Source organism: Neisseria sp. CCUG12390, assembly GCF_047837985.1.
Classification (GTDB): domain Bacteria; phylum Pseudomonadota; class Gammaproteobacteria; order Burkholderiales; family Neisseriaceae; genus Neisseria.
Window position 1 is genome coordinate 516,775 of sequence record NZ_CP181244.1, and the last position, 26,771, is coordinate 543,545.

Annotated in this window: 14 protein-coding genes; 4 read left to right on the top strand and 10 right to left on the bottom strand. The window is 52.8% G+C overall.

What is annotated here, in order from left to right; all coding sequences use genetic code 11:
* Positions 1 to 1,221 precede the first annotated feature (1,221 nt).
* Together ACM67E_RS02495 and ACM67E_RS02500 are read left to right on the top strand one after the other, a co-directional pair.
* A complete protein-coding gene (locus tag ACM67E_RS02495) occupies positions 1,222 to 13,698 on the top strand; it encodes a YadA-like family protein (protein WP_416192058.1) in 12,477 nt (4,158 codons plus the stop codon).
* 70 nt (positions 13,699 to 13,768) lie between these two features.
* Positions 13,769 to 14,605, top strand: coding sequence for an OmpA family protein (locus ACM67E_RS02500; RefSeq protein ID WP_416192059.1), 837 nt, complete (start codon positions 13,769 to 13,771; stop codon positions 14,603 to 14,605).
* Between the two features lie 290 nt (positions 14,606 to 14,895).
* Here the strand turns inward: ACM67E_RS02500 and nqrM are convergent, their stop codons facing one another.
* Together nqrM and ACM67E_RS02510 are read right to left on the bottom strand one after the other, a co-directional pair.
* Positions 14,896 to 15,120: a (Na+)-NQR maturation NqrM gene (gene nqrM, locus ACM67E_RS02505; protein WP_416192060.1), complete on the bottom strand. Its 225-nt coding sequence runs from the start codon at positions 15,118 to 15,120 to the stop codon at positions 14,896 to 14,898.
* A 21-nt stretch (positions 15,121 to 15,141) separates the two neighbouring features.
* A complete protein-coding gene (locus tag ACM67E_RS02510; protein WP_416192719.1) occupies positions 15,142 to 16,182 on the bottom strand; it encodes an FAD:protein FMN transferase in 1,041 nt (346 codons plus the stop codon).
* Between the two features lie 189 nt (positions 16,183 to 16,371).
* Between ACM67E_RS02510 and ACM67E_RS02515 the strand changes: the two genes are divergently transcribed.
* Positions 16,372 to 16,833, top strand: coding sequence for a DMT family transporter (locus ACM67E_RS02515; protein WP_416192061.1), 462 nt, complete (start codon positions 16,372 to 16,374; stop codon positions 16,831 to 16,833).
* 171 nt (positions 16,834 to 17,004) lie between these two features.
* Here the strand turns inward: ACM67E_RS02515 and nqrF are convergent, their stop codons facing one another.
* The 6 genes from nqrF to ACM67E_RS02545 are packed head-to-tail and all read right to left on the bottom strand — an operon-like array spanning position 17,005 to position 22,799.
* A complete protein-coding gene (nqrF, locus tag ACM67E_RS02520) occupies positions 17,005 to 18,222 on the bottom strand; it encodes an NADH:ubiquinone reductase (Na(+)-transporting) subunit F (protein ID WP_416192062.1) in 1,218 nt (405 codons plus the stop codon).
* 12 nt (positions 18,223 to 18,234) lie between these two features.
* On the bottom strand, positions 18,235 to 18,828 hold the full coding sequence (nqrE, locus tag ACM67E_RS02525) for an NADH:ubiquinone reductase (Na(+)-transporting) subunit E (RefSeq protein ID WP_416192063.1): 594 nt from the start codon (positions 18,826 to 18,828) through the stop codon (positions 18,235 to 18,237).
* 3 nt (positions 18,829 to 18,831) lie between these two features.
* Positions 18,832 to 19,458 carry an NADH:ubiquinone reductase (Na(+)-transporting) subunit D gene (locus ACM67E_RS02530; protein ID WP_416192064.1) on the bottom strand — a complete coding sequence of 209 codons (627 nt, stop codon included), beginning with the start codon at positions 19,456 to 19,458 and terminating at the stop codon, positions 18,832 to 18,834.
* Complete coding sequence (locus ACM67E_RS02535; protein WP_416192065.1) at positions 19,458 to 20,228, bottom strand: Na(+)-translocating NADH-quinone reductase subunit C; 771 nt, start codon at positions 20,226 to 20,228, stop codon at positions 19,458 to 19,460. Before ACM67E_RS02535 ends, ACM67E_RS02530 begins: the two co-directional genes overlap by 1 nt.
* The gene (locus tag ACM67E_RS02540) at positions 20,221 to 21,453 is read right to left on the bottom strand and encodes an NADH:ubiquinone reductase (Na(+)-transporting) subunit B (protein WP_416192066.1); all 1,233 of its coding nucleotides are present in this window, start codon (positions 21,451 to 21,453) and stop codon (positions 20,221 to 20,223) included. Before ACM67E_RS02540 ends, ACM67E_RS02535 begins: the two co-directional genes overlap by 8 nt.
* A 2-nt stretch (positions 21,454 to 21,455) precedes the next feature.
* On the bottom strand, positions 21,456 to 22,799 hold the full coding sequence (locus ACM67E_RS02545; protein ID WP_416192067.1) for a Na(+)-translocating NADH-quinone reductase subunit A: 1,344 nt from the start codon (positions 22,797 to 22,799) through the stop codon (positions 21,456 to 21,458).
* A gap of 466 nt (positions 22,800 to 23,265) precedes the next feature.
* Between ACM67E_RS02545 and ACM67E_RS02550 the strand changes: the two genes are divergently transcribed.
* The gene (locus ACM67E_RS02550) at positions 23,266 to 24,105 is read left to right on the top strand and encodes an aldo/keto reductase (RefSeq protein WP_416192068.1); all 840 of its coding nucleotides are present in this window, start codon (positions 23,266 to 23,268) and stop codon (positions 24,103 to 24,105) included.
* A 439-nt stretch (positions 24,106 to 24,544) separates the two neighbouring features.
* On the opposite strand, the gene hisD is transcribed toward ACM67E_RS02550, so the two are convergent.
* On the bottom strand, positions 24,545 to 25,837 hold the full coding sequence (gene hisD / locus ACM67E_RS02555; protein WP_416192069.1) for a histidinol dehydrogenase: 1,293 nt from the start codon (positions 25,835 to 25,837) through the stop codon (positions 24,545 to 24,547).
* A 52-nt stretch (positions 25,838 to 25,889) separates the two neighbouring features.
* Positions 25,890 to 26,660: an LEM-3-like GIY-YIG domain-containing protein gene (locus ACM67E_RS02560; RefSeq protein WP_416192070.1), complete on the bottom strand. Its 771-nt coding sequence runs from the start codon at positions 26,658 to 26,660 to the stop codon at positions 25,890 to 25,892.
* Between the last annotated feature and the right edge of the window lie 111 nt (positions 26,661 to 26,771).

Here is a 26,771-nt window from a genome sequence, read left to right on the forward strand (position 1 = left end):
TGCCCACGCAGCTAATGACGGATTGGAGACAATCGTAGGGTATGCACTTGCTGCACACCGCACATTAAAAACCATGCCGTCTGAAAAATATCGCGAAAACGGTTTTCAGACGACATGGTTTTATCAATAAAGCAAAGAAACATACGGAATGCATTTGCGTGGGCAACGAGTACCCACCCTACCGAACTGAAATATAAAACTGATAACATTATGATATTTAATCAAAATTTATTCCGAGCAGTAGTGCGCCCACGCAGCTAATGACGGATTGGAGACAATCGTAGAGTGTGCACTTGCTGCACACCGCACATCAAAAACCATGCCGTCTGAAAAATATTGGGAAAACGGTTTTCAGACGGCATGGTTTTATCAATGAAGCAAAGGAAGTAGGTACGGTTAGCCGCCATAAGCGGCGTAACCGTACGAGCGTCTCCCAACATACGGCACATCCAATCATACAACCCGCCCGTAATTTTTCAGACGGCCTTCAAATCCCGCCCGCTTCTGCCGTCGAGCTACTGTTTATACGGAAGTAGGCAGTAGGTACGGTTAGCCACCACAAGCGGCGTAACCGTACAAGCACCTCCTTAATAGAACAAAGAAACAGACGGAATCCATTCGCGTAGGTAACGAATGACCACCGAACCTGGTAATTCATGCCATACAGTTATTGACAAATCCAATAACGGCAATAAGAAATCATTTTTGCAAAAAAACTACCGTTCGCGGCAGGGTTTTATCAGGCAGTCCGAAAAAATTTTATTTTCATTTATTAGGAAATAAAATTTTTCAGACGGCCTTTTGTTATGTTTATCAATATCATGATGTTTTAAAAAGAAAAAATATTATTTTTAGAGAGGGAACTAAAAATATAAGATGATATTCGGATTGATGTTTAAAAATCATTCATAATCATATAAATAAAAATATGAATTTGTCGTGATGGATTTGGCATGGAAATTGCATGTTAATCAAATGTCGGTTTGGTTTGTAGTGTCTGCCTTATCGGCAAAGTTATGACAAAAATAGAATAAGCGGTATGAAATCAAGATGATTGAACATTTGATGCCGTCTGAAAACTATCAAAAAGCAGGGAAATATACTTACGTAATTTGTTTAAAAGTGACAATTTACGTCAGTTTACATAGCAAGGTTGCACAGAATTTTTTGCATTGCCTTTAAAACAACTTTGAAAATCGAAATTGGAAAAGCGAGCACATTATGAATAAAACGTACCGAGTGGTTTATAACGAAACTACGCAAACCTACACCGCCGTCGCCGAAATCGCCACGGCGCATGGCAAGTCGTCTTCAGGCACCGTGACCGCGGATGCGCCGGTAACGACGCGCTCCCGTAAAGCCCTGATGCTTTCGGTATTGGCATTGGGTATGTTCGCGAGTGGGGAGGCTGCTGCGGCTATTTTCGATACCAGCGAAGGGTCGAATAATATTCTCATTGGTAGGGAAAGTGGAAATAGTGCAAAAAAATTAGATAATACTAATGTGATCCATTCTGTGATTATCGGTACCAATGCAAAAGGTAATGCCGGCTCGGCAGCTCTTGGTGACAGGGCTTTGGCTACGGGTAGCCAATCGGTGTCTTTGGGTGCCAATACGACAGCGAGCGGCGATTCATCTGTTGCGATTGGCGGGGATGATTTGAATGCAATTGTTGATAACGACGATCCCGCTTCCATTTCAAGTACTTATACTAGATTATCGGGGGGGGATGTCATTGAGAAAGGTTCTCAGGATAATCCACTGGGATATTTCAATTCTACTGCATCCGGTGGTGCGGCAGTTGCAGTCGGTGTCCAGTCTGTTGCTTCCGGAGATTTATCTACTGCTTTCGGTACACGCACAAATGCGGCAGGTTTGGGTGCGGCTGCTTTCGGGGTCAGTGCGATTGCAGCAGGTGAGGGTTCCGTTGCATCCGGTGTTTATGCGCGGGCAGTGGACAACGGTGCTGTCGCGCTGGGTACGGATGCCATGGCAGGCAGTTTGGACGGTAATGAGGTAAAAAAAGCTTATCTGACAGGGTATAAAGAATATGTCGATCAAAATGTCAGAGACAAAAGAATAGAGAATGCTACCAAGGCTCAATTGGCTGCCGCGCATCAGGCAGGTATTACTGCGCAAAATGCTTATATTCAAGCCAACGGTGGCGGTACGGCAGCTGAAAATGCCGTTGCCATCGGTAAGGGAGCGGAATCCAAAAAAGCGAATGCCATAGCCTTGGGCGCGGGTTCGACGACTGATGCTGATGCCACAATCGTCAATACTGCCGATATTAACGGCGTTACCTACAACGACTTTCAAGGTGGTGCAAATGTGTTGGCAGGCGACCAAGTATCGGTCGGTTCGGCCGGTAATGAACGCCAAATCAAACACGTTGCCCCGGGTGCCTTAACGGCCGATTCCACTGATGCCGTTAACGGCAGCCAGCTTTACGCCGTAGCCGCCCAGCTTCAGGCTGCCGATACACATTATTACAGCGTGAACGACGGCGGTACTCAAGGCACCAACTATGATAATACAGGTGCGACAGGTACCAACGCTTTGGCCGCAGGTGTCGATACGGCTGCCACAGGTATCAGCGCGACTGCTGTCGGCCACTCAGCCACAGCAGGGGGCGAAGGCGCGTTCGCCGGCGGTCTGTCTGCCAGTGCGTCTGCCAATTCAACCGTTGCGTTGGGTAGAGGTGCTACCGCTTCAGTAGTCGGCGCTACTGCTATCGGCGAATCGGCAACGGCCAAAAATAAAAATACCGTAGCGATAGGCACGAATGCCACAGCCAGCGACGAAGGTGCGTATGCGATGGGGCATGGGGCGAATGCAAGCGGCCACAGCAGCTACGCCATCGGTACCAATGCACAAGCGAGCGATAAGAACTCTTTGGCATTCGGTAATAACGGGGTTGCAGCCACCGCTCAAAACGCCTTGGCTTTGGGTCACGCTGCAAAAGCCGAGGATGAAAACACCATTGCGATTGGTGACGGTGCAACAGCGAAAGCAAGTGGCGAAGGTCAACTAGATGGCAGAGGCGCGACTGCAATCGGTAAGAATGCACAAGCACTTTCTATGGAGGCAACGGCATTGGGTTCCGGTGCGGTAGCCAGTGGCGGTACGGGTTCGATTGCATTGGGACGTGGGACAACAGCCTCTGCAGAGGGTGCGTCTGCGTTGGGTAACACGGCAAACGCATCAGGTTGGCTGTCGACGGCCGTCGGCCACGCAGCTGCTGCATCGACTACGGGTGCGGTTGCTGTCGGTAAAGGGGCTGCTGCATCCGGTAGTAGTGCCGTTGCAATAGGTGATATCTCGAAGTCAGGCAATACTTATACTGTTGCAGTAGGTTATAAGGCTGATGCTTCGGGTGTTCAAAGTGTGGCTACGGGTGGTGAATCGGTGGCGAGCAACCTTCAGTCAAATGCATACGGTTATAAAGCCACAGCAAGCGCAGACAGTGCGACCGCATTGGGTGCAAAAACGATTGCTTCGGGTGTTGCCGCTACTGCAGTCGGTGTCAGCGCGCTTGCAAGTGAGTCAAGCACTGTGGCCATTGGTCATAATGCGCAGGCTAAAGGAACATTCGACGTTGCCGTCGGCCGCAATGCCATGAACAATGCGACCAGCACCGGCAACGGCAGTAACGTCGCCATCGGTGATGGTGCTTTGAAAGATGCGACGACAACGAACAACAACAGTGCTATCGGTACAGCTGCAGGTCAAGGTATCCACGGTACGCAGAACGTCATGTTCGGTGCGTATGCAAACTCGATTACTGCTGCTGCAGATGCTCAACTGCCGGGTGGTAAGGTGACTGCTGACAATACGGTGGCTGTCGGCGGACGTGCATTGGCAAGCAGCAGCAGCGCGGTAGCCGTCGGTTCGCGCACTCAGGCAACCGGATCGATAGCGACGGCAATTGGTGCCAGCGCAAAAGCAAAGGGCAACTATGCCATTGCTCAAGGTTATGCCGCTGAAGCATCAGGCACGTCTTCCATCGCCATCGGTGCGGCGCAGAATCTGCCGAACAGTACCAAAGCAAAAGGTAATTATGCGATTGCTATCGGTTATTCGACTGAAGCTGCTGAGAATTCGACTGCCATAGGTAAGAGCAATAAAGTCAGCGGTAACAACACTGTGGTGCTCGGCAACAACATTACCGCCACAGCCGCCAATAATGTGATTTTGGGTCATGACAGCAACGAAAGCTCGGCCACAACCCCTACAGACCAAGCAGGCCAAGCCAGCAAAGTTACTAAAGCCACAGTAGGCGACATCACCTACGGCACATTTGCCGGAACCGCTTCGGGTATCGTCAGCGTCGGCGCGCAAGGCAAAGAACGCCAAATTATCAATGTGGCACCGGGTAAGATTTCTGACGATTCTACCGATGCCATCAACGGCAGCCAGCTTTTTGCAACCAACAATGTATTGAGTACGCTGGCAAAATCGGTCAAAACCGAATTCGGCGACAATGCCGCGCTGAATCCGACGACAGGCGAAATCACGTTCAGCGACATCGGCGGAACAGGTAAAGACACGATTCACGAAGCCATCGCAGCGGTCAAAGAGACTGTAGTAGCCGGTACCAACATTGCATCGGTAAATGCGGTGCCAGACCAGGCAACAGGCGCGACGACTTACACCGTCAACGCCAAAGGCACGACTGCGTCCAGCGCGGACACCAGCTATGTTACGGTTACAGATGCGGACAAAGGTGGCAACGTGACTGATTATGCCGTTGATTTGAGCCAAACTGCTAAAGACAGTTTGGGCAGAGCCGATACTGCAATGCAGAGCTTCAATGTCGCCGTCAACGGTAACGTGCAAAAAGTTTCAGACGGCCAAACCGTTAATTTTGTCAATGGCACCGGCACAACCGTTTCCAATGGTGCAAACGGCATCAGCTATTCCGTGAACAAATCCGCATTGAATACCGATGCGGCAGGCAACGTCACCGCTGCGGCGGCGGGCGACCGTTTCGCCACCGCGGAAGAAGTCGCCAAAGCCGTTAACGAAGCGGCTCAGCGAACCGAAAAAACCAGCAGCGTTGTTGCGGGCAGCAATACCCACGTTCAGGATAATGTCAACGGCAACCACACTACCTATACCGTCAGCGCAGACAAGACTACGGTATCGGTGGGCAGCGCGCTGAAAAAAACTGAAACGCCGAACACCGACAATACCACTCAGGCGGTAACGACTAACTACGCCATCGATCTGGCCGATGACACCAAAGAGAACATCAAAAAAGGTGTTGATGCGAAAACCAAAGTCGATTCAGACGGCCTCACGTTCACAGGTGACAAAGGCAGTAGTACCACCGAACAACTGTTGGGTTCGACCGTGGCGGTAAAAGGCGACAGCAACATCACCACCGAAGCGACGGGCAGCCAAATCAACATCAAGCTGAATGACGATTTGAATGTGGGCAGCGTCACGGCAGGCAGCGGCGCCAACCAAGTTGTGTTGGGCAATGGCGGCGTCAGTGTGGGCGGCAAAACCTACATTACGGCCGGCGGCCTGGATGCCAACAACCAAACCATCGGTAATGTGGCTGCCGGTAAGAAGGCAAATGATGCGGTCAATGTGTTGCAACTGAACACCTTGGCTGATGCTTTGGGTTTCCAAGTCGATCCGAATAACGGCAGTGTGACCACACCGACCTACACCACAGGCAGCGGTGCGCAGGCGCAAACCTCCAATTCTATTCAAGGCGCGTTGACCAATTTGAGCAACCGCCTCGACAAACCGTTGACTTTTGCCGCCGACAAAGGCGCAGACAGTCCGCGCACGCTGGGTTCGACCGTCAAAATCAAAGGCGGCAACCACACCGGCACGGCATCTGCCAACAACATCGTTACCGAGAGCAACGGTACCGACACCATTACCGTCAAACTGGCCGATGCGCCTGTGTTCAGCGGCAAGCTGACCGCGAAGGGCTTGGATGCGGGTGGGCAAACCATCACCAACGTGGGGGATGGTACCGATGCGAATGATGCGGTGAATGTCGGTCAGCTGCAAGATGCAATTAACAATATCGGCATCACCAGCTTGGCCGTCGTCGAAGCCAATTCGCCTTTCTCTTATGTCAACGAAGCGGGCGACCAATTGTTGCGTGAAGTGGATAGCAACGGCGATGTCAGCTTTAAGAAAGTGAAGAAAGATGCAGGCGGCCGTACCATCATCGGCCCGGACGGCAAAATTGCCACCGAGGCTTACGCCGGTACCGATGTTTTGATTAGCGCACTCAATGCCACCGATCCGCAAACCGCCGTACCGACCCGCGTTACCAACGTAGCCGCCGGTACCAAAGCCACCGATGCGGTGAATGTAACCCAGCTGGGCCAACTGGCAACCGCTTTGGGCGGCGGCGCGGCTGTGGGCAACGACGGCACATTGAAGAAGCCGGAATACACCATTAAATACGCCAACGGCGGCACCATGGCTCCGGTCAACAATGTGGCCGATGCCCTGAAAAACCTGAATACCGCGTTGCAGCAACCCCTGACCGTAAGCGGCAATGCCAATAACGGCAGCAGCACCATCGTGTCCGGCGGAAGCGATCAAGTATTGGGTTCGCACCTGCAAATCAAAGGCGGCCTGGCCGACGGGGCTGCCGCTTCCGGCAGCAATGTCCGCACCACGGTAACCAATGGGTTGGTCAAAATCGAATTGGCCGACGCCCCGACCTTTGCCGGTAAGCTGACCGCCGAAGGCTTGGATGCAGGCGGAGAACGTATCAGCAACGTAGCCGACGGCCAGAAGGCTGACGACGCGGTGAATTTCGGCCAATTGACCACCACCAACCAAAACGTTGCACAAAACACAGCCGACATTGCGGCCAATAAAACCGACATTGGCAACAACGCCGCTAATATCGCCAAAGGCATCAATATCGGCGGTACGACAGGCAGCCGCAATTACGCTTTGGGCGATACCGTCAACATCAAAGGCGACAGCAACATCAGCAGCGAAACCGTTGCCGGCGGCGTACAGCTCAAACTGGCCGACAGCGTCACCATCGGCAAAGCCAACCCTGTGACCGTTGACGGCACCGCCGGTACCGTGACCGGACTGAGCAACACCGCATGGAATCCGGCAAGCATCGCCTCCGGCCGCGCCGCGACCGAAGACCAGTTGAAAGCCGTTTCTGACACCGCCAATGCCGGTTGGAACCTGACGGCAGAAGGTGCAAACGGCAGTAAGGTTGCCGCAGGCGGAACCGTTGATTTGAACAGCGCCGATAACAACATCGTCGTCAGCAAAGCAGCCGGCGACAATGCGGTCACGTTCGACCTGGCCGACAACATCAACGTTGACAGCGTCAAAGCGGGTGCTACGACCGTCAATACGGCAGGCGTTAAAAACGGCGACACCGCCCTGACCAAAGACGGTGTCAAAGTCGGCCAAGGCGACAAAGTCAAACTGACTTCAGACGGCCTCAAAGTCGGCAACAACACCCTGACCGATACCGCATTGACCGTTGACGGCCAAACCGTCAGCAACGTCAACGACGCGATCAACCAAACCGCGGCGCAGGCGTTCAGCCCGCTGACTTTCGCGGGTGATAGCGGCAATAACGTAACGCGCAGACTGGGTACGACCGTCAACCTCAAAGGCGGCGCGACCGGCAACCTGACCGACAACAACATCGCCGTTGTTGCCGACGGCAACGACACGTTGAACATCAAGTTGGCAGAAAAAATCAACCTGGGTGCGAACGGCGAAATCAAAGCCGGCAACAACGTGCTGAATTCAGACGGCCTCAAAGCCGGTCCGGTGAGCATTGACGCCAACGGCATCAATGCCGGCGACACCGTTATTAAGAACGTTGCCGACGGTGCGGATGCCAAAGACGCGGTGAACTTCGGCCAGCTGGAAGCAGCCAAAGCGGCGGCCACGAGCAAAGTCGAGTCCACCGACAAATCGGTCAACATCACCGACCGCAAAGATCAAGACCAGGCGACCGTCTTTGATCTGTCGGTGAACGTCGACGGTACGACCATCACCAAAGACGGTGACGGCAAACTGAAAGCCAACACCGTTAAGTTGGCCGATGGCAACGGTGACGGCAAAGTGGACGTACCGGCCAACGGCGACGAAGCCAAACTCGCGACTGCGGGCGACATCGCCAACGCCGTCAACAGTATCGGCTGGAAAGCCAAGTCGGGCGGCAACAAAGCCGCGGGCGACAATGCCGCCGAAGAGTTGGTCAAAGCCGGCGACACCGTTGAATTTGCCGCAGGCAAAAACCTGAACGTCAAACGCGACGGCAAAACCTTCACGTTCGAGACGAAAGACGACGTTGAGTTTAACAACGTAACCGTCGGCGGTCAGGTTAAAGCGGGCGACACCGTACTGGACAACAGCGGAGTGAAAGCCGGTAACGACGTGGCACTGACTTCAGACGGCCTCAAAGCAGGTGACGTCAAAGTGGGCAAAGACGGCATTGACGCAGGCAAAAAAGTCATTGCCAACGTAGCCGACGGTCAGAATGCCAAAGACGCGGTGAACGTCAGCCAGCTGGAGAAAGCCAAAGCGGCGGCCACGACCAAAGTCGAAGCGGGTGAGAACATCGAAGTGACGCCTTCGGACAACGGGGATGAAAGCAAAACCTACACCGTGAAGCTGAAGCGTGCTCTGGATGTTGACAGCGTTACCGCAGGCGATACCGTAGTGAACAAAGACGGTGTCAAAGTCGGCCAAGGTGACAAAGTCAAACTGACTTCAGACGGCCTTACCGTCGGCAGCAACACCCTGACCGATACCGCATTGACCGTTGACGGCCAAACCGTCAGCAACGTCAACGACGCGATCAACCAAACCGCGGCGCAGGCGTTCAGCCCGCTGACTTTCGCGGGTGATAGCGGCAATAACGTAACGCGCAGACTGGGTACGACCGTCAACCTCAAAGGCGGCGCGACCGGCAACCTGACCGACAACAACATCGCCGTTGTTGCCGACGGCAACGACACGTTGAACATCAAGTTGGCAGAAAAAATCAACCTGGGTGCGAACGGCGAAATCAAAGCCGGCAACAACGTGCTGAATTCAGACGGCCTCAAAGCCGGTCCGGTGAGCATTGACGCCAACGGCATCAATGCCGGCGACACCGTTATTAAGAACGTTGCCGACGGTGCGGATGCCAAAGACGCGGTGAACTTCGGCCAGCTGGAAGCAGCCAAAGCGGCGGCCACGAGCAAAGTCGAGTCCACCGACAAATCGGTCAACATCACCGACCGCAAAGATCAAGACCAGGCGACCGTCTTTGATCTGTCGGTGAACGTCGACGGTACGACCATCACCAAAGACGGTGACGGCAAACTGAAAGCCAACACCGTTAAGTTGGCCGATGGCAACGGTGACGGCAAAGTGGACGTACCGGCCAACGGCGACGAAGCCAAACTCGCGACTGCGGGCGACATCGCCAACGCCGTCAACAGTATCGGCTGGAAAGCCAAGTCGGGCGGCAACAAAGCCGCGGGCGACAATGCCGCCGAAGAGTTGGTCAAAGCCGGCGACACCGTTGAATTTGCCGCAGGCAAAAACCTGAACGTCAAACGCGACGGCAAAACCTTCACGTTCGAGACGAAAGACGACGTTGAGTTTAACAACGTAACCGTCGGCGGTCAGGTTAAAGCGGGCGACACCGTACTGGACAACAGCGGAGTGAAAGCCGGTAACGACGTGGCACTGACTTCAGACGGCCTCAAAGCAGGTGACGTCAAAGTGGGCAAAGACGGCATTGACGCAGGCAAAAAAGTCATTGCCAACGTAGCCGACGGTCAGAATGCCAAAGACGCGGTGAACGTCAGCCAGCTGGAGAAAGCCAAAGCGGCGGCCACGACCAAAGTCGAAGCGGGTGAGAACATCGAAGTGACGCCTTCGGACAACGGGGATGAAAGCAAAACCTACACCGTGAAGCTGAAGCGTGCTCTGGATGTTGACAGCGTTACCGCAGGCGATACCGTAGTGAACAAAGACGGTGTCAAAGTCGGCCAAGGTGACAAAGTCAAACTGACTTCAGACGGCCTTACCGTCGGCAGCAACACCCTGACCGATACCGCATTGACCGTTGACGGCCAAACCGTCAGCAACGTCAACGACGCGATCAACCAAACCGCGGCGCAGGCGTTCAGCCCGCTGACTTTCGCGGGTGATAGCGGCAATAACGTAACGCGCAGACTGGGTACGACCGTCAACCTCAAAGGCGGCGCGACCGGCAACCTGACCGACAACAACATCGCCGTTGTTGCCGACGGCAACGACACGTTGAACATCAAGTTGGCAGAAAAAATCAACCTGGGTGCGAACGGCGAAATCAAAGCCGGCAACAACGTGCTGAATTCAGACGGCCTCAAAGCCGGTCCGGTGAGCATTGACGCCAACGGCATCAATGCCGGCGACACCGTTATTAAGAACGTTGCCGACGGTGCGGATGCCAAAGACGCGGTGAACTTCGGCCAGCTGGAAGCAGCCAAAGCGGCGGCCACGAGCAAAGTCGAGTCCACCGACAAATCGGTCAACATCACCGACCGCAAAGATCAAGACCAGGCGACCGTCTTTGATCTGTCGGTGAACGTCGACGGTACGACCATCACCAAAGACGGTGACGGCAAACTGAAAGCCAACACCGTTAAGTTGGCCGATGGCAACGGTGACGGCAAAGTGGACGTACCGGCCAACGGCGACGAAGCCAAACTCGCGACTGCGGGCGACATCGCCAACGCCGTCAACAGCATCGGCTGGAAAGCCAAGTCGGGCGGCAACAAAGCCGCGGGCGACAATGCCGCTGAAGAGTTGGTCAAAGCCGGCGACACCGTTGAATTTGCCGCAGGCAAAAACCTGAACGTCAAACGCGACGGCAAAACCTTCACGTTCGAGACGAAAGACGACGTTGTATTTAACGACGTTACCGTCAACGGCCAAGTGAAAGCCGGTAACGACGTGGCACTGACTTCAGACGGCCTCAAAGCGGGCAACGTCAAAGTCGGCAAAGACGGCATTGATGCGGACGGCAAAACCATCGCCAACGTAGCCGACGGTCAGAATGCCAAAGACGCGGTGAACGTCAGCCAGCTGGAGAAAGCCAAAGCAGCGGCCACGACCAAAGTGGTGGAAGGCGAGAATGTCAAAGTCACACCGGACACCACCAATCCGGACGGCAGCACGACCTATACCGTGGCGATGAAACGCGATGTGAACCTCGACAGTGTTACCGCAGGCGATACCGTATTGAACAAAGACGGTATCAAAGTCGGCCAAGGTGACAAAGTCAAACTGACTTCAGACGGCCTTACCGTCGGCAGCAACACCCTGACCGATACCGCATTGACCGTTGACGGCCAAACCGTCAGCAACGTCAACGACGCGATCAACCAAACCGCGGCGCAGGCGTTCAGCCCGCTGACTTTCGCAGGTGACCAAGGTGGCAACGTAACGCGCCGACTGGGTACGACCGTCAACCTCAAAGGCGGCGCAACCGGCAACCTGACCGACAACAACATCGCCGTTGTTGCCGACGGTAATGACACGCTGACCCTCAAGTTGGCCGAAAAAATCAACCTGGGTGCGGACGGCGAAGTGAAAGCCGGTACTACCGTACTGGACAACAGCGGAGTGAAAGCCGGTAACGACGTGGCACTGACTTCAGACGGCCTCAAAGCAGGTAACGTCAAAGTCGGCAAAGACGGTATTGACGCGGGCAGCAAAACCATCGCCAACGTAGCCGACGGTAAGGCTGCCAAAGACGCGGTGAACGTCAGCCAGCTGGAAGCGGCGAAAGCGGCGGCCACGAGCAAAGTCAAATCTACCGACAAATCGGTTACCGTTACACCGGACACAGATCCGAAGACCAAAGCCCCCGTCTTCGACCTGTCGGTAAACGTTGACGGCACCACCATCACCAAAGGTACAGACGGCAAACTGAAAGCCAACACCACTCAGTTGGCCGATACCGACGGTGACGGCCGCATCGACGTACCGGCCAACGGCAACGAAGCCAAACTCGCGACTGCGGGCGACATCGCCAACGCCGTCAACAGCATCGGCTGGAAAGCCAAGTCGGGCGGCAACAAAGCCGCGGGCGACAATGCCGCTGAAGAGTTGGTCAAAGCCGGCGACACCGTTGAATTTGCCGCAGGCAAAAACCTGAACGTCAAACGCGACGGCAAAACCTTCACGTTCGAGACGAAAGACGACGTTGAATTCAACAACGTGACCGTCAACGGCCAAGTCAAAGCCGGTACTACCGTACTGGACAACAGCGGAGTGAAAGCCGGCAACGACGTGGCACTGACTTCAGACGGCCTCAAAGCAGGTGACGTCAAAGTCGGTACGACCGGTATTGACGCAGGCAAAAAAGTCATCGCCAACGTAGCCGACGGTGAGATTTCCGCCACCAGCAAAGAAGCAGTAAACGGCAGCCAGCTGTATCAGGTGTACCGTGTATTGGGCGGCAATGGCGATGAGATTAAGTCAGTCCAAGCGCCGGCGACGCAGAATGCCGACGGCACCGCCACGCCTGCGGGCACGGTTGTGACGACTGTAACCAATGCGGACGGAACGACAACCACCACGACCGAAAACAACCAAACCGTAGCGGTATCGACCGATAAGGGCGGTAACCAATACACGCTGACGACCTACAACGTGGAAGGGCAGAACACTTATGTTACCAACGACGTGATTCAAGCCATCGGTAAGATGAACGAACAGGGTATCAAGTTCTTCCATACCAACGATGGAACAGTGCAGCCGGTGGTGCAGGGCCATAATACCGAAGACTCCAGCGCATCAGGTGCTTATGCTACCGCCATCGGCTATCAGTCGGAAGCAGAAGGCGAAGGCGCGGTTGCCATGGGTAACACCTACACCACTACCGGTTCAGACGGCAACAGCGTGGCTCAGCGCACCCGTGCGACAGGAAAAAATGCCGTGGCTATCGGCAGCGGAGCGCAGGCATTGGCAGACAACACCATTTCCATCGGTACGGGCAATATTGTTCGCGGTAAAAACTCCGGTGCGATTGGCGACCCTTCGATTATCGACGGCGATAATTCTTACTCTGTGGGCAACAACAATACCCTGTCGACCGACAATACTTTTGTATTGGGCAACAGCGTGACGCAAACCATGGATAATTCGGTGATTTTGGGTAACCAATCTTCGGCAGCCGCGGTGCATACCACAGCTGAAGGCGGTCATTACACTTTCGCCGGAGCGAATGATGCCAATGTTGCCGGGGTAAACGATGTTGTGGGCGTGGTAAGCGTGGGTACGGAAGGACAAACCCGCCAAGTGCAAAATGTTGCCGCAGGTGTGGTATCGCCTACCTCGACCGATGCGGTTAATGGCAGCCAGCTGCACTACACCAACGAAGCCATCAACAACGTAGCCAACTATACGGTAAACATGGGTAACCAGCTTAACCAGCGCATCGACAGCGTCGAGAAACGTGCTAACGCGGGCGCCGCTGCCGCTATGGCGGTGGCAGGCCTGCCGCAAGCGTACCTGCCGGGTAAGAGCATGGTTGCCATAGCTGGCAGCGCCTACCGCGGCGAAAGCGGCTATGCTTTGGGTTATTCCAGCATTTCCGACAACGGTAACTGGGTCATCAAAGGTTCGGCCACCGGCAATTCGCGCGGCAACTACGGTGCCACTGCCGGCGTAGGCTATCAGTGGTAATCTGTTCACCGCTCATGCTTTCAGACGGCCTTTCATCATGAGGCCGTCTGAAAGCCACAAGGATAAAATCATGAAAAAAAATCAAATGTTCAAAACAAGCGCCTGCATCGTATTGGCGGCGTTGTTGTCGGCCTGTGCCACCAAAAGCGATGTATTGTCCGACGGCACCATCCGGGACGGCGAGCCGGTTTTTCCCGATTACACCCGCGTGTCTCCTTCTTTTGACAACCGTAAAGGCACGTTCCCTACTGTCGACGAGTTGGCCCAGGTGAAAGCGGGCATGACCAAAGATCAGTTCTACAAAATCTTGGGTCGGCCGCATTTCAACGAAGGCATGTTCAATGTGCGCGAATGGGATTATGTGTTCCATTTCCATACCCCCGGCGAGGGCACCGACAATGTCACCACCTGCCAATTCAAGATTGTTTACGACAAGCATAAATACGCCCGCAGCTTTTTCTGGAAGGCAGTCGATCCGGAAACGGTGGTCTGTCCGCCGGTGCAGTCAAATGAAGACATGCAGCGCTATACCGTGGGTACAGATACCTTGTTTGCTTTCGACAAATCAGGTATCAGCGATATGAATGCCGAAGGCCGTGCACGCTTGGATGAGTTTGCGGGAAAAGTCAAAAGCTTCGACCGCCTCAAATCCATCCGCATCACCGGCCATACCGACCGTTTGGGCAGCGATGCCTATAACGACCGGCTCTCTGCCCAACGTGCCGAGACCGTGCGCCGTTACCTGATTGGGCAAGGTGTACCAGCGGGTGTGATGAGTGCTTCAGGGTTGGGCAAAAGCCGGCCTGTACAGGAATGCGGCAATACCTTGCCGCGCAACGAATTAATCGAATGCCTCAAGCCCAACCGCCGCGTTGAGATCGAAGTCAGCGGTTCGGGTAAGCTGTAAGTACGCTTATGGCACCTTTCGGAAGCAGACAGATAATGTGGTTCGGATTTTTACACTATCGTTTGCCGAGGGATTTTATCGGCAGACGGATTGTGTTCATGTGCCCACTGCTTGAAGGTATTGTGCGTTAATCAGTTTTTCGGCTTCTCGGGCCGTCTGAACAACGAGGCAGGATGGATCGCAACGGTTTTCAGACGGCCTGGCGATGGCGTAAAAAATGACGGGGTTTCCACCCCGTCATTTGTTTTATGTATCTTATTGCGGTTGTACATTAATTGCTTATCAAACCATCAGTGATCGACCACAATGCCTTTGCTTTCGCCGGCTGCTTTTTCGGCATCCAATTTCTTTTGCAGCGTGTCGCAAGGCGTATCGCAATCGCACATTTTTTCCATGCCCAAGGCGGAGATGCCGCCGCAGCTGCCTTTAATCGAGCGTTTGGAGAAAATATAGCCGAGTGCCATGCCTAAAATGACCAGCAGGAAAATGCCGAAGGTTAAGAAAATGGTTTTCATGATGTGGGTTCCCAGGTTGAATTAATTAACTAACTTTTTGAATGCGCTGGACATTTCGGTTTTATAGCCGTTGCCGTCGTAGATGATGAAGAATACCGCCAAACCGTGTTGTTCGGCAAGTGCCAAGGCTTTTTCTTCTCCCAAAACAAATAAGCCGGTCGAAAGGCCGTCGGCAGTAGTGGCGTTATCGGTAATCACGCTGACGGAGGCCAGTTTGTGGTTGATGGGCGCGCGTGTCTGCGGATCGATAATGTGGGAGAGGCGGTTGCCGTCTTTATCTAAATGGAAATTTCGGTAGTCGCCCGATGTGGCTAAGGATTGGTTGTCCAAGGGGACAATAATCTGTGTGCCGCTGCCTTCTATCATGTTCGGCTGTTCAATGCCCACCCGCCATGCTTCGCCGGAGGCATTGCGGCCTTTGCCGCGCAGCTCGCCGCCTATTTCGACCAAATAGTTCCGAATGCCTGATTTTTCAAGATGTTGTGATACCTTGTCGACACCGAATCCTTTGGCGATGGAGGATAAGTCTAAGTAAACACCGGCTTGGGTTTTGGCCAGCGTGTGGGATTTTCCGTTTTCCAACACGATTTTATCCATGCCGACGGCCTGCGCGGCTTTTTCGATTTCGGTTTGGCCGGGCGCGTATGTGATTTCTTTATCCGGCCCGAAGCCCCATAAATTGACCAGTGGGCCGACGGTAACGTCCAATGCACCTTGGGTCAGCTTGTTTAAGCGTACGGCTTCGGCGGTGACATCGGCAAAATCTCGGGAAATCTTAAGCGGGCGGTTGGTTTCGCGCATTCGGTTAAATCGGCTGATTTCCGAGTCCGGCTGATAGGTCGACATTTGGCGGTTTACCTCCCGTAGCACGTCGTCGATTTGCGTCTGCATGATTTCCGGTTTGGGTAAATCGAGGCCGTCTGAAAGGTATTTGACGGTATAAGTCGTGCCCATGGTTTCGCCTTGAAGGGTAACGGTTTCGCTTGGTTTGTGACATGCAGACAAGAGAACCAGCGCGGTGCCGAGGAGTAGAAGAAGGGGGAATTTCTTAAGCAGGAACATTGGTTTTGCGGAAAAATTTTCAGACGGCGTATTGTAACGTAAAACAGGAGAGGGCTGGCGCGCTTTACCCAAGCGGACGGTATGGGCGTACAATAACGGATTTTCAGACGGCAGGCGGAATGGAAATATGGTTTTCAGACGGCCTTCAATATTTTGAGGCCGTCTGAATTTCGCAGGAGATGAATATACATGTTTGCGGTTTATATGTTATTGGCTTTGGTGGCCGGTATGGCGTTGGCAACGCAGTCGGCGATTAATACGCAATTGGCTAAAGCGATGAGCGGCGAGCCTTTTATTGCAACGTTTATTTCGTTTGCGGTCGGTACGGTTGCGCTGTTTTTCATTGCATGGGCGAAAACGGATTTGTTCGGTAATCTGGCGGGTTTGGGGCAGCAGCCGCTGTGGAAATTGAGCGGCGGTTTGCTGGGGGCGATGTTTGTGTTTACCACGGTATTGCTTGCGCCTAAATTAGGGATTGCCAATATGCTGTTTGTGATTATTGTGGGGCAATTGGCAGCGGCGGCGGTGATTGACCATTTCGGTTTGATCGGTATGGCGGCTAGGGAAATCAGCCTGCCGAAACTCATCGGTTTGGGCGTGATGGCTTTGGGTTTGGCGGTGTTTTCGTTCGGTGACAAGATGTTTAAATGAGGCAGGCCGTCTGAAACTTATTTTTCAGACGGCCTTGTTTTTGAGATACGGAATAGGGTGGATCCGGGGAACGGGTTGGCGCAGCGGATGACGGCAAACCGAATATCAATGCCGTAGCCGAATGCGGCCAAGAAAAAAGGAAGAAACCGGGGTTTCTTCCTTTTTTACCGTTTAGCCGCCGAAGTCGTCCAACAGGATGTTTTCGTCTTCCACGCCCAAATCTTTGAGCATTTTGATGACGGCTTGGTTCATCACCGGCGGGCCGCACATATAGAATTCGCAATCTTCGGGAGCTTCGTGGTTTTTCAGGTAGTTTTCATACAAGACATTGTGAATGAAGCCTGTGTAACCGTCCCAGTTGTCTTCCGGCAACGGGTCGGAAAGGGCGACGTGCCATTCGAAATTGTCGTTTTCCGCGGCCAGTTCGTCGAAGTCTTCCACGTAGAACATTTCACGTTTCGAACGTGCGCCGTACCAGAACGAGATTTTGCGTTTGGATTTCAGACGGCGTAACTGGTCGAAAATATGCGAACGCATCGGTGCCATACCCGCACCGCCGCCGATAAACACCATTTCGGCATCGGTGTCTTTGGCAAAGAATTCACCGAACGGGCCGGAAATTGTGACTTTGTCACCCGGTTTCAGCGACCAGATGTAAGACGACATCTGACCCGGCGGTACGTCAGGCTGGCGCGGAGGAGGTGTGGCGATACGCACGTTCAGCATGATGATGCCTTTTTCTTCCGGATAGGAGGCCATTGAGTAGGCGCGCAGAATCGGTTCGTCCACTTTGGAAACATAACGCCATAAGTCGTGTTTGTCCCAATCTTCGTGGTATTCCTCGGGAATATCGAAGTCTTTGTAGGCCACGGTGTGCGGCGGGGCATCGATTTGGATGTAGCCGCCGGCACGGAAGGGGACTTCTTCGCCTTCGGGAATGGCCAGTTTCAGTTCTTTAATGAACGTGGCTTTGTTATCGTTGGAGATAACGGTGCATTCCCATTTTTTCACACCGAATACTTCTTCGGGCACTTCAATATCCATATCGGCTTTGACGTTGACCTGACAAGACAGGCGGCAGCCTTCGCGGGCTTCGCGTTTGCTGATATGGGATAACTCGGTAGGCAGAATGTCGCCGCCGCCGCTGTTGACGATAACACGGCATTGGCCGCATGAACCGCCGCCGCCGCAGGCGGAAGGGATGAAGATGCCTTCGTTGGCCAAAGCACCCAAAAGTTTACCGCCTGCCGGCATGGTCAGCTCTTTTTCGCCATTGATTTTGATGGTGATGTCGCCTTCGTTAACCAGTTTTGATTTGGCAAACAGAATCATCAGTGCCAGTACCAAAACGATGACGGTAAACATCACAATACCTAAAATAATTTCCATGTAATGTTTTCCTTATAATTGAATGCCGGAGAACGACATAAACGCCAAAGCCATCAGACCGGCTGAAATGAACGTAATTCCCAAACCTTTCAGGCCTTTCGGGGTATCGGAATATTTCATTTTTTCGGTAATGCCGGCCAATGCGACAATCGCCAGCATCCAGCCCAAACCTGCGCCGAAGCCGTAAACGATGGATTCGGTAAAGTTATATTCACGCTGCACCATAAAGGACACGCCGCCGAAGATGGCGCAGTTTACGGTAATCAGCGGCAGGAAAATGCCGAGTGCGTTGTAAAGGGCAGGGAAGAATTTGTCCAAAATCATTTCCAAAATCTGTACCAAAGCGGCAATCACGCCGATAAAGGTGATGAACTTCAGAAAGGTAAGGTCAACGCCTTCGACTAATGCGCTTTCTTTCAAGAGCGTATAAACCAGTTGGTTTGCGGGAACGGACAGGCCCAATACGAATGTCACGGCAATACCCAAACCGAAAGCGGTGGATACTTTTTTGGATACTGCCAAAAAAGTACACATGCCAAGGAAGAACGAGAGTGCCATATTCTCAATGAATACGGACTTGATGAATAAACTCAGATAATGTTCCATGAATTATTTCTCCACCTGTTCGGGTTTCCAAGTGCGCAAAGCCCATACCAGAAAACCGATGATAAAGAATGCGCTCGGTGCCAGCAGGAAAAGGCCGTTTGCCTGATACCAACCGCCGTCTTGAACGGTTTGGAAGACGGTCATGCCGAACAGTTTGCCTGAGCCTATCAGTTCGCGCAGAGTAGCGACCACAACCAAAATCAGACCGTAGCCCAAACCGTTGCCCAAACCGTCGACAAAGCTTTCCAAAGGCGGCTCTTTCATGGCAAATGCTTCGGCACGTCCCATAACGATACAGTTGGTAATAATCAGGCCGACGAACACCGATAATTGTTTGGAAAGTTCGTAAGCAAATGCCTGCAGCAGCTGGTCAACCAGCGTGACCAGCGAGGCGATGATTGCCATTTGTACGATAATGCGGATGCTGTTGGGAATATAGTTGCGGACCAACGAGATAAAAAAGCTGGAAAATGCCGTAACGAGGGCAACGGAAACCCCCATTACAATGGCCGTTTCGAGTTTCGTGGTCACAGCCAGCGCCGAACAAATGCCCAATACTTGCAAAGCAATCGGGTTGTTGTCGATGAATGGCGAAAACATCAGATGTTTCAAGCGTTTGGTATCAGCCATTATTGTGCTCCTGCTTTCAGTTTGGCCAGGTAAGGCTTGTAGCCGTTTTCGCCAAACCAATAGTTAAACGAACCTTGTACGCCTTTGGTGGTCAGGGTGGCACCCGACAGCCCATCTACACCGTGGGCGGAATCGGCACCGGCACCCTTTCCTACGCGGATGGCGAGTTGGTCTTGTTCATTGTAGAGTTTTTTACCGACAAATTTCTGCTGCCACAACGGATTGGCGATTTCACCGCCCAAGCCGGGAGTTTCGCCTTGCTCGTAATAGGTAATGCCGTTGATGGTATTGCCGTCGGGTTTCACGGAAACAAAACCGTACATAACCGACCACAGACCATTGCCGTGCATAGGCAGAACGATTTGTTCCACTTTGCCGCCTTCGCCCTTGACGAGATAAACATCAGCCAGTTTGGCGCGGGTTTTGATGTCGGCCAGATCGTCTTCCGGCGGGATACGCACGTTTTGCTGCGGATCTTTGGCAGCAACCCGGGCATCAAAACCTGCAGGCGGGTTCTCAACATATTCGCCGGTTGCCAAATCGATGATGCGCGGCTCGATTCTTTCCGAATAGGTTTTGGCAATATCGGTTTTCTCATCGAGCAAACCGGCTACGCTTAAGATGTAGCTTTGTTTGTCTTTGGCTTTTTGTTCGACCTGAATCGGCTTGAGGCCGACGGCAGAACCGGCTACGACGACAGAACAAACCAAGCTCACCACAATCACGACGGCCAATGTGCCGCCGAAGCTGTCTTTATTGAATTTAGCCATTGGTGCGCGCCTTTCTGCGTTTGATGTTCGCTTGTGCGACAAAATAATCGAAAATCGGGGCAAACAGGTTGGCAAACAGAATCGCCAACATCATGCCTTCCGGATAGGCAGGATTAACCACGCGGATTAACACCGCCATCACACCGATTAATGCGCCGTACCACCATTTGCCGGTATTGGTAAATGAAGCGGAAACCGGGTCGGTTGCCATAAACAGCATACCGATGGCAAAACCGCCCAATACCAGATGCCAATACCAAGGCATGGCAAACATAGGATTGGTATCGGAGCCGATGGCATTAAACAGCAATGAAGTCGCAATCATACCGATCATCACACCGGCGATAATGCGCCAAGAGGCAATACGGGCAAACACGATAAACAGGCCGCCGATAATCAGCGCGAGCGTCGATACTTCGCCGACCGACCCCGGCATATTGCCGATAAAGGCATCCATCCAGGTAATCGGTTGGCCGGTGGCTGCGTTTTTCACGCCTGCCATGCCGTCTGAAGCCCATTGTGCCAAAGCAGTTGCGCCTGAATAGCCGTCAACAGCCGTCCAAACGGTATCGCCGCTGATGTTGGCAGGATAAGCAAAGAACAAGAATGCACGGCCTGCCAGCGCCGGGTTCATGAAGTTTTTGCCCGTGCCGCCGAATACTTCTTTCGCGACCACCACGCCGAAGGTAATACCCAAGGCAGCCTGCCACAACGGCAGGGTAGGGGGAACGATTAAGGCAAACAGAATCGAAGTCACGAAGAAGCCTTCGTTGATTTCATGCTTGCGCACCGTGGCAAACAAGACTTCCCAAAAGCCGCCGACGATAAACACGGTGGCGTAAATCGGCACAAAGAAAACCGCGCCGAAGAGCATTTTGCTCAACCAGCCTGCATCGGCAGACATGTTGATGCCCAAGGCATTGGCCAAGGCATAGTGCCAATCATTGGCGATGCTTTGTTGCAATAATTCAGGCGTCAATACAGCAAATGCCTGTGCACCGACGTTGTACATGCCGTAGAACATGGCAGGGAAAAGTGCCAGCCATACCATAATCATCATGCGTTTGGAGTCGAGCGCATCGCGGACGTGTGCCGCTTTGCGCGTTACTGCGCCTTGCGTGTAGAAAATCGTTGCCGCCGCTTCATACAGGGCATACCACTTTTCATGTTTGCCGCCCGGCAGAAAATGCGGTTCGATTTTTTCTAAAAAATGTTTCAAGCCCATAATCAGCCTTCTTTCTCAATAGTATCCAGCACTTTACGCAACAGCGGGCCGTATTCGTATTTGCCCGGGCAAACGAAGCTGCACAATGCCAGGTCTTCTTCGTCCAGTTCCAGACAGCCCAAAGCTTGCGCACTGTCGGTATCGCCGACAATCAAGTCGCGCAGCAGCAAGGTCGGCAGAATATCGAGCGGCATGATGCGTTCGTAGGTACCGATCGGAACCATGGCGCGGTCGCCGCCGTTGACAGAGGTGCTGAACTTGAAGAGTTTGCTTTTGAGGAAATGGCCGAGCGTAGTGCGGGTAATGGTGTATTTTTCAGGCTGCGGCGCAATCCAGCCGAAAAACTCTTTGTCACGTCCTTCTTTCAAAACCGACACTTGATTGTGATAGCGGCCCAGATAATTATGCGGGCCGGCGGCTATGCTGCCGTTCAAGACCGAACCGGAAATCACGCGGTTGTCCCCCTCCGCCAATTCACCGGCGGTAAGCTGGGAAAGGTTGGCACCCAAAACGGTACGCAGCAGACGCGGTTTATTGACTTGCGAGCCACCCAAAGCGATTACGCGTTCGGTGTTCAGACGGCCTGTGGTAAACAGTTGGCCGATGGCAATCACGTCTTGGTAGTTGATGGTCCAAACGGTTTTGTTTGCACCGACAGGCTCGATGAAATGGATATGCGTGCCGCTCAAACCGGCCGGATGCGGGCCGTCGAATTCGTGTACGGCGATATTGGCCGCGCTTTCAGACGGCACATCGGCACCGGCTGCCTTGCACACATGTACGGTACGCTCGGTCAGGCGGCTCAATACGCGCAGGCCGTTGGTAAAGTCGGCGGCTTTTTCGGCGATAACCAGCGTCGGATCAGCGGCCAGCGGATTGGTGTCCATGGCGTTCACAAAAATCGCCGCAGGGTTGGCATCAACCGCAGGCGTTTTGCTGAACGGGCGGGTACGCAGGGCTGTCCATAAGCCTGATTGGATCAGGTTGGCGCGTACCTGCTCGCTGCTGAGGCCGGATAATGCTTCGGCGGAATATTGCTCAAAGGTGATTTCATCGCTACCTTCAACGGAAATCACCACGGATTGCAACACGCGTTTCTCGCCACGGTTGATTGCCGTGACGGTGCCTGAAGCCGGGGCGGTAAACACCACCCCCGGATTTTTCTTGTCTTCAAACAATACTTGGCCTTTTTTGACGGTATCGCCTTCCTTGACTTTCATCGAGGGGCGCATGCCGACATACTCTTCGCCAAGCAACGCGACTTCGGTAATGGCCGGACCATCATAGATGGTTTGCTCCGGTCGGCCTGCAATGGGCAGGTCTAAGCCTTTTTTTATCTTGATCATAGAGATGCGTGACTTCTTAGCTAGGTTAAAAAACGGGTAAGCCGGCGGCACGGCATACGGCCGCCGACATCGGTATCTTTGATGACGACAGATTTTATTCAGAACCAAATGAACCGAACCGTCAAAAAAATCAGCAGTTAATCTCTTGTTTTTATTATGAATGGGAAATTGGTATTGCAGCAGGCCGTCTGAAAACGGATTCGGAAGTTAAAAATATTCAAATGGATAAATAAATAAAATCTTTGGGATTTTAACAGGAATGGGCGGAGTTTTGTCACATACCGAAAGATTTTTTCACTTGTAAGGCTAATTCAGTAAGCCATAATAACTAATAAATGATGATATAAAATAATATCTTAAGAAAAGGCATGGCTTGAGGACGGCTGAGAAGGGGCGGCTGGTTTTTAAGGCGTATCGGGAAAAACAGGTCTAAAATACCCTCAATCATTCAAACCGGAGAATCGTTATGGCACGAAACCGACTGCTGAATCACGGCAAATTAGGCATGGGAACATGGTATCTCGGCGATGATGCGTCGAGGCGTCAGGAAGAAATAGCCGCATTGCGGTACGGGTTGGAACACGGCGTGTCGATTATCGATACCGCCGAAATGTACGGCAACGGCCGTTCGGAAAATTTGGTCGGCGAAGCAGTTCAGCCGTTTGCGCGCGACGATATTTATTTGATTTCCAAAGTGCTGCCGGGCAATGCCGGCCGCCGCAATCTGGAGCGCAGCTTGGATGCTTCGTTGCGTCGGCTGCAAACCGATTATCTCGACATGTATCTGTATCACTGGCGCGGTGCGACGCCTTTGGACGAGACGGTCGAACTGATGGAGGACATGGTTCAAAAAGGCAAAATCAAAGCATGGGGCGTGTCGAACTTCGATTTGGAAGACATGCAGGAACTGCACGATGCCGGCGGCACCAACTGCGAAACCAACCAGGTGCTCTATCATCTGGGTTCGCGCGGCATCGAATTTGCCCTGAAGCCGTGGCAGGATGAGCGTGCGATTTCCACCATTGCCTATTGTCCGCTGGCGCAGGCCGGTGATTTGCAGGATGACTTGCTGCATCATCCGGCGGTACGCCAAGTGGCGGGCGAACTCGACATCAGCGTGTATCAGGTATTGCTGTGTTTTACCTTAGCGCAAGAAAATATGGTATCAATTCCGCGAACCGGCAAAACGGCACACATGAAGGAACTGGTTGATTGTTTGAACATCCGTTTGTCGGCGGCGCAATACGCGGCTTTGGATGAAGCTTATCCCGCGCCGCAATGGCGCGTACCGCTGGATATTCAATAATAAACAAGGCCGTCTGAAAAATGAATTTTCAGACGGCCTGTTCTTTTCTATTTATGCAGGAACCGAACCCATGTTGCCGAATATCACAAACGCCCCGACACACAGCAGCACAAGAACCAGCATCAGCACCAAGAGCTTTGCAAACGCACGGGTTTTTTCACTGTTTTCCATAAACTTATCCTTAAAATACAATATTTTGCCTGAAAAATATTCTACGGAAAATCACTTTTTCGCACAAGAAATCAGCGTAGCAGGCAAGGCCGGTTTTTTTTGCAAAACCCGGTTCAAACCTGAAAACCTATGCTCTTCATCAATTGGCGCAGTGGAGTTACGCAGCCGATGATGGATGAGCGTTTTTGAATATGTTCGGGTTTTGCACAGTTATCAGGCCGTCTGAAAAATATTTTTCAGACGGCCTGATCCGTTCAAACCATACGGTTTAATCTTCCAAACGCATTTCCGCCGCGCGCGCGTGGGCGGTCAGGCTTTCTCCGTGCGCCAATACGCTGGCGGTTTTGCCCAGCTTTTGCGCACCGGCTTCGGAAACCTGAATCAGGCTCGAGCGTTTTTGGAAGTCGTAAGTACCCAGCGGCGACGAGAAACGGGCGGTGCGGCTGGTCGGCAGAACGTGGTTCGGTCCGGCGCAGTAGTCGCCCAAGCTCTCGCTGGTGTATTTACCCATGAAAATCGCCCCCGCGTGGCGGATTTTTTTCGCCCATTCCTGCGGATTTTCCACCGACAATTCAAGATGTTCCGGCGCGATATAGTTGGCGATTTCGCAGGCTTCGTCCAAGTCTTCCGCCAAAATCATCGCGCCGCGGTTGCCCAAGCTGGCTTCGATGATGGCGCGGCGCGGCATCTCGTCCATCAATCTGTTCATGGCCGTCTGAACGTCGTCAAGATAGGCTTGCGACGTGGCAATCAGAATGGCCTGCGCGATTTCGTCGTGTTCGGCCTGACTGAACAAATCCATCGCCACCCAATCGGCGGGTGTGCTGCCGTCGGCAATCACCAGAATTTCAGACGGCCCCGCCACCATGTCGATGCCCACCACGCCGAACACGCGGCGTTTGGCGGCGGCGACGAACGCATTGCCCGGCCCTGTGATTTTGTCCACCTGCGGCACGGTTTCGGTGCCGTAGGCCAAGGCCGCCACCGCCTGCGCGCCACCGACGGTGAATACTTTGGTTACGCCCGCCACATAAGCCGCCGCCAACACAATATCGTTGCGCTCGCCTTTCGGTGTCGGCACCACCATGATGATTTCCTTCACACCGGCCACATGCGCGGGCATGGCGTTCATGATGACCGAACTCGGATACGCCGCCTTGCCACCGGGCACATAAATCCCCACGCAGTCGAGCGCGGTAATCTGCTGGCCGAGCAGCGTGCCGTCTTCGTCGGTATAGCTCCACGACTCCATTTTTTGGCGTTGGTGGTAGCTCTCCACCCGCGCCGCCGCCGTTTTCAAGGCCGTCTGAACATTTTCGGGAATGCGCTCGAACGCGTTTTGCAAATCGGCTTGGGTCAGCACCAAATCACCGATGGACTGCGCAGCCGTGCCGTCGAATTTGTTGGTGTATTCAACCAAGGCCGCATCGCCGCGCTTTTGCACGTCGGCGCAGATGTCGGCGACAATCTGGTCGATTTTCGGGTCTTGCGCGGTTTCAAAAGCAAGCAGGACTTTGAGTTCGGATTGGAAGTCGGGGGATTGGGTGGAAAGGTGTTTCATGGCTTTAACTTTTCATTAATAAGCAATATAGAACGATTTTACTTTGGTTTATTTAACAATTTAAATACTGAATCGGATTTTGTGGTGCTTTGTAATTTTCTATTGAAGGGTAGGTAATTTTATGTACCAGTTCTTTATATTCTGCCGAGTCTTTGAGTAAAGCTGTACCGTCGAATTCCCAGCGACCTTTTATTTCAGACGGCATCCAATGATGAATGCGGTAGGCCGCAACCGACCACCCACGATAAACTGCCACGGCATATTTTACCTGATTTCTGCGGATACCCGTTTTCCAAGCGGCTCGGGTTCGTTTGTAAATTTCGTTATCCCGTTCAGTATCAGAAATTTCACCTGCTTTAATTTGCTTTTTCAGCCTGTCATATTCCTGATTGATGGTAATCAACATAACAGGCAAAGCGGTTTTTAACTCTTCAGGGGCATAAATCCGTTTAATTTCCGCTAAATCCATCAAACCTTTTGTCGATGAATGAGTGCCCCCCTGTATATTGGTTAACGGCTTCTGCCCGGGCTTAACCAACGATAGCAAATCAATAGCGGTTGCTTCATATTGCAAAGCCGATCGTTCATCTTCAATGCCGTGCCGCAAAATATAATAGTTCGGTGGGGTTTGGCATTCGGAGTAAATTTCCCGAATCAAATCCAATTTGTCGCTTATTTGGGCCGGCTCCGTTAAAGCACATCGGGCATGGTGGAATACACGGTTTCCCATACCTTTTCCGACATAAAAAATATTGTTGTCTCTCGGATCAACCAAGCAATAAATATAGTATTTAATCTGCTCGCAGACAGCGGTTGAAAACACAGTGCCGTTCCCTTTGACGAGTTAAATGAGCCAGTTAAAGCTCTTTAATCTGATGTTGCCTTATTTTGAAGTTTGGTTTTCAGACGGCCTCAACATCCAGAAACAATAAGA

Bases quoted from the DNA above. Each gene is read 5' to 3' on its own strand.
- ACM67E_RS02550 (WP_416192068.1), top strand. From the start codon at position 23,266: ATGGCACGAAACCGACTGCTGAATCACGGCAAATTAGGCATGGGAACA.
- hisD (WP_416192069.1), bottom strand. From the start codon at position 25,837: ATGAAACACCTTTCCACCCAATCCCCCGACTTCCAATCCGAACTCAAA.
- ACM67E_RS02535 (WP_416192065.1), bottom strand. From the start codon at position 20,228: ATGGCTAAATTCAATAAAGACAGCTTCGGCGGCACATTGGCCGTCGTG.
- ACM67E_RS02540 (WP_416192066.1), bottom strand. From the start codon at position 21,453: ATGGGCTTGAAACATTTTTTAGAAAAAATCGAACCGCATTTTCTGCCG.
- ACM67E_RS02500 (WP_416192059.1), top strand. From the start codon at position 13,769: ATGAAAAAAAATCAAATGTTCAAAACAAGCGCCTGCATCGTATTGGCG.
- ACM67E_RS02515 (WP_416192061.1), top strand. From the start codon at position 16,372: ATGTTTGCGGTTTATATGTTATTGGCTTTGGTGGCCGGTATGGCGTTG.
- nqrM (WP_416192060.1), bottom strand. From the start codon at position 15,120: ATGAAAACCATTTTCTTAACCTTCGGCATTTTCCTGCTGGTCATTTTA.
- ACM67E_RS02545 (WP_416192067.1), bottom strand. From the start codon at position 22,799: ATGATCAAGATAAAAAAAGGCTTAGACCTGCCCATTGCAGGCCGACCG.
- ACM67E_RS02530 (WP_416192064.1), bottom strand. From the start codon at position 19,458: ATGGCTGATACCAAACGCTTGAAACATCTGATGTTTTCGCCATTCATC.
- nqrF (WP_416192062.1), bottom strand. From the start codon at position 18,222: ATGGAAATTATTTTAGGTATTGTGATGTTTACCGTCATCGTTTTGGTA.
- nqrE (WP_416192063.1), bottom strand. From the start codon at position 18,828: ATGGAACATTATCTGAGTTTATTCATCAAGTCCGTATTCATTGAGAAT.
- ACM67E_RS02510 (WP_416192719.1), bottom strand. From the start codon at position 16,182: ATGTTCCTGCTTAAGAAATTCCCCCTTCTTCTACTCCTCGGCACCGCG.
- ACM67E_RS02495 (WP_416192058.1), top strand. From the start codon at position 1,222: ATGAATAAAACGTACCGAGTGGTTTATAACGAAACTACGCAAACCTAC.